This is a genomic window from Vicinamibacteria bacterium (genome assembly GCA_035620555.1).
In the GTDB taxonomy this organism is placed as follows: domain Bacteria; phylum Acidobacteriota; class Vicinamibacteria; order Marinacidobacterales; family SMYC01; genus DASPGQ01.
The window spans coordinates 1-4,117 of record DASPGQ010000109.1 but is presented as its reverse complement, the minus strand read 5'-3'; the positions used below and the strand labels follow the sequence as shown (position 1 = coordinate 4,117).

Here is a 4,117-nt window from a genome sequence, read left to right as displayed (position 1 = left end):
GCCTCGTCGATCTCGAAGATCGTCGCGATGTGGGGATGGTGCAGGGCGGCCGCCGCCTTGGCCTCTTGCACGAAGCGGCGCTTGCGCTCGGGGTCGGCAACGAGCTCGGGAGGGAGAACCTTGATGGCGACTTCCCGGTCGAGCTTCGTATCGACGGCGCGATACACGATCCCCATGCCGCCGCTGCTGATCTCTTCGAGGACCTTATAGTGCGAAAGGATACGCTCGGCCAAGGACGTCCTCCCTTCGTGACGGAGTATTCTAGTATGAATCGGCGCCTCGAAGGCGCGTGGTATCCTGTTCGCCCGTTTGCGTCGCTTTTGCGACGAAAGAACCGAACCGGCCTGGTCGATTCTGATCGCGTCCGGTCGCGAGGAGGTCCGGTGTTCCAATCGATGTTGGTGATCGCGGGATTGATTGGCTGGCTCATCGCGGCCTCGGGCAGGGGAGAGGCCGCCCAGAATACCTTTCCCTCGCGCCCCGTCGATATCGTGACGCATGCCTCGCCCGGAGGCGGCACGGACATGACGGCGCGGACGATGCTCATCGGGGCTCGGGACGCGCTCGGCGTGAGCATGGCCGTGGTGCCCAAGGTCGGAGGTGGCGGCCTCGTTGCCATGAGCTATGTCGCGTCGCAGCCGCGCGACGGCTATACCGTCATGGGAATCACACCCACGCACCTGTATGCCATCGCTCGGGGACAGGGGCCGTTGAGGATCGAGGATCTGGTCGGCGTCGCGCGAGCGGCGGACGATCCCATCGTCGTCATGGTCCGGGCAGCGAGCGACCTCGAGACCCTCGATGATCTTCTCGCTCTTGGCCGGCGGCGTCCCATCAAGTGGGGCGCGACTCAGATCGGAGGCGTCGATCACATCGCCGGGGCCATGCTCGCCGAGCTCGCGCGTACCGAGCTCAGCGTCGTGCCGTTCGGAGGCGGCGGCGAGATCGTGACCAATCTCATGGGCGGCATCATCGACGCCGCGGGATTGAACCTGACCGAGGGGTTGGATCAGATTCGGCGCGGTGACTTTCGCGCCCTTGCGGTCATGGCGGAGCATCGCATGGAGGCGATCGCGGAGGTGCCCACCACGGTCGAGCTCGGCTACGACGCCCAGTTCTCCACCGTTCGGGGCTACGTCGTCCTCGCGGGAACGCCCCCTGAGCGAATCGAAGCCCTCGAGCACGCCTTGTTGAAGGGGCTGTCCCACCCCGCCTACCAGACCTATCTGAAAGGCGCAGGCCTCGACTCCGGCTCGGTCGCCGGACGCGAGGTCTGGGACGCTCAGATCGGCCGCATGTACCAACAGGCGCGAACGGCGATGGTACGGCTGGGGATCGTCCCCAACTGAATCCGGCGAACGGCGTGGAAGGAGACAAGCCCTCATCCGAAAGCAAGCTGGCTCACCCGGACGTCGTCGCCGGCCTCGTTCTGATAGCCGCTTGCGCCGCCGCGCTCGGGAGCACGACGACGTTTCGCGAGGTTCCGGCCATGCTCTCGCAGAACGTGCCGCCGACGTTCTTCCCGAGGTTGATTCTCTCCGTCATCACAATCTTGAGCCTCACCCTCATCGTCACGGCAAGGCGACGTGGCAGACCACGCCGCGACACGATCCCACCGAGAGTTTTCCTGACCGCGATCCTGCTCGTTGGCGCCGCGCTGCTCGTGCCACGTTTGGGAATGCTCGTCACCGTCGTACTGGTCGCGGTGGTGCTTCCGTTTAGCTGGGGAGAGAGGCGTCCGCTACGAGTCGTCGGCCTCGCCTTCGGACTGGCTCTCGCCATTCATGTCGTCTTCGTCCTCGGCCTGGGATTGCGTTTTCCGAGGGGCGCCTTCTGGGAGGTGTGGGGAGGGTGACCTCTAAGTGCGCCGGCGACGCGCGATACCTTCATGCCTGAACTGGAGCTCGCGCTATCGTTGATGACGGATCCGCTCGTCATCGGCCTGGTCATTGCGGGAACGCTCGGCGGGGTCCTCGTCGGGGCGCTGCCCGGCCTGTCCTCGTCGATGGCGGTGGCCCTGCTGCTTCCGTTCTCGCTGTATCTCGAGCCGGTTCCCGCGATCGCGCTCCTCTCGGCCCTGTACTGCGCGGGAACGTTCGGAGGGTCGATCACCGCGATTCTCATCAACGCTCCCGGCGCGCCACCCGCCGTCGCGACAGCCTTCGACGGGTATCCCATGGCGCGCCAGGGGGAGGCGGGTAGAGCGTTGGGCATGGCGGCTTTCGCATCGACGATCGGCGGCATCTTCAGCGTAATCGTGCTGCTCTTTGCCGCTCCGCTGCTCGCGCGCCTCGCCTATGGTTTCGGCCCTCCCGAGTACTTTGCCCTCGCCGTTCTCGGCCTTTCGATGCTCTCGTCGATCGGTGGCGAGTCTCCGCTGAAGAACCTCATCGGAGGGTGCCTCGGCTTGATGATTGCCACCGTCGGCGTCGATCTCACCACGGGTGTGGAGCGCTTCGTTTTCGGTGTGCCCGAGCTCTACGACGGAATCGATTTCATTCCCGTTCTCATCGGCCTCTTTGCGGTCACGGAAATGCTTTCTCAGGCGGGGCGGGCCGGACCCCCACTCGTAAGCCTGGGCCTTTCGGCCACGAAGCTACCAACACGAGACGACCTTCGAAGAGTCAGAGGCACGATCTTTCGCTCCTGCTGCATCGGAACCTTCGTGGGGATCCTTCCCGCCGAGGGCAGCACCATGGCGGCCATGATCGGCTACAACGAGGCCAAACGCTGGTCGAAGGAGCCGGAGAAGTTCGGAAAGGGGGCGATCGAAGGCGTTGCCGGACCCGAGGCGGCGAACAACGCAGCCACGGGAGGCTCGATGGTGCCCACGCTCGCCCTCGGAATTCCCGGCAGCGCGACCGCGGCGGTCATCATGGGGGGCCTCCAGGTGCACGGACTTCGGCCCGGGCCCTACCTGTTCGAGGAGCAGCCCGGACTTCTCTACGGAATCTTCTTCTCCATGCTTCTGGCGAACCTTCTGTTTCTCGTCGTCGGCATCGCCGGCGCCAAGCTCTTCGCCCGAATCAGTCTCGTTCCCGGAACGCTCCTGTGGCCGGCGGTTTTCGTGCTCTCCCTGATCGGGGCCTACGGTGTGGAACAGTCGATGGTCGATGTTTGGGTGATGCTCACCGCCGGATTTCTGGGCTTCGTCCTCAAGCGGCATGGCTTCGGCCCCGCACCGATCATCATGGGGCTGGTTCTCGGGGGATTGGTGGAGACATCGCTCGCGCAGTCCATGATCCTCTTCGATAATCGATGGACGCAGTTCTCGACGCGTCCGGTGGCTCTCGTTTTCTTCGTGCTGGCCCTCGGGAGTATCCTGACGTCCGCCGTCCGCGCGATCCGGCGCGGAGGGGAGTCGAGCTAGAAGGTGGTGGACGTGTCGAAGGCTTTCACACCCGATCCCGATTCTCGTCGAGGCGAGGGTCTCACGCGTGAGGTCGGCCGTTTCGTGACGGAGAGCGATTTCCCCTCCCTGCCGCCGGAGCTTCTCGAGCTCGGGCGGAAGTCCATTCTCGATGGACTCGGGCTCGCGCTATCTGGATCGGTTGCGGAGAGCGGCCGGATCGTCCAGAGGTACCTGATGTCGCAGAAGCTCTCGGGCACCGCCACGGTGGTGGGGTCGTCGCTCACCGTGCCGCCGCGATTCGCCGCCTTCGCGAACGGAATCGGGATGCACGCCGACGATTACGATGACACCCAGCTCGCGGTCGGCTCGGATCGAGTCTACGGTCTTCTCACGCATCCGACCGCGCCCTGTCTTCCCGCCGCGCTGGCGGTGGCAGAGCAAAATGGCCTCTCGGGCCGGGATCTGAGCCTGGCGTACCACCTCGGCGTGGAAGTCGAGACCAAAGTCTCGGAGGCGATGTCTCCGCGGCACTATCAGCATGGATTTCACTCCACGGCGACCTGCGGAACCCTTGCGTCCGCCGTAGCGGCATCGAAGCTCCACCGGCTCGACCTCGAGTCCACCCTACGCGCGATTGCCATCGCCGCGAGTCAGTCGGCGGGGCTGAGAGAGAATTTCGGCACGATGACGAAGCCGTTCCACGCCGGACGCGCGGCCGAGTCGGGGGTGCTCGCCACCGACCTCGCCCGAGATGGATTCACGGCG

General features: G+C 65.1%; 5 protein-coding genes. 4 read left to right on the top strand and 1 reads right to left on the bottom strand.

Translation table 11 applies throughout. The features are described from left to right. A partial coding sequence (locus tag VEK15_04480; GenBank protein HXV59928.1) for a protein kinase occupies window positions 1-233 on the bottom strand: 233 nt, incomplete at its 3' end. A 150-nt stretch (window positions 234-383) separates the two neighbouring features. Between VEK15_04480 and VEK15_04475 the strand changes: the two genes are divergently transcribed. From VEK15_04475 to VEK15_04460, 4 genes are all read left to right on the top strand, one after another. Beyond that, window positions 384-1,349 (top strand): tripartite tricarboxylate transporter substrate binding protein, encoded by a 966-nt coding sequence (locus tag VEK15_04475; GenBank protein ID HXV59927.1) that lies wholly within the window; start codon window positions 384-386, stop codon window positions 1,347-1,349. 14 nt (window positions 1,350-1,363) lie between these two features. After that, window positions 1,364-1,855, top strand: a complete 492-nt coding sequence (locus VEK15_04470; GenBank protein HXV59926.1) for a tripartite tricarboxylate transporter TctB family protein — start codon at window positions 1,364-1,366, stop codon at window positions 1,853-1,855. Between the two features lie 33 nt (window positions 1,856-1,888). Then, a complete protein-coding gene (locus VEK15_04465) occupies window positions 1,889-3,370 on the top strand; it encodes a tripartite tricarboxylate transporter permease (protein HXV59925.1) in 1,482 nt (493 codons plus the stop codon). Window positions 3,371-3,382: 12 nt separating this feature from the next. Beyond that, window positions 3,383-4,117 (top strand): MmgE/PrpD family protein (locus tag VEK15_04460; GenBank protein HXV59924.1); only part of this gene is annotated, 735 nt, incomplete at its 3' end.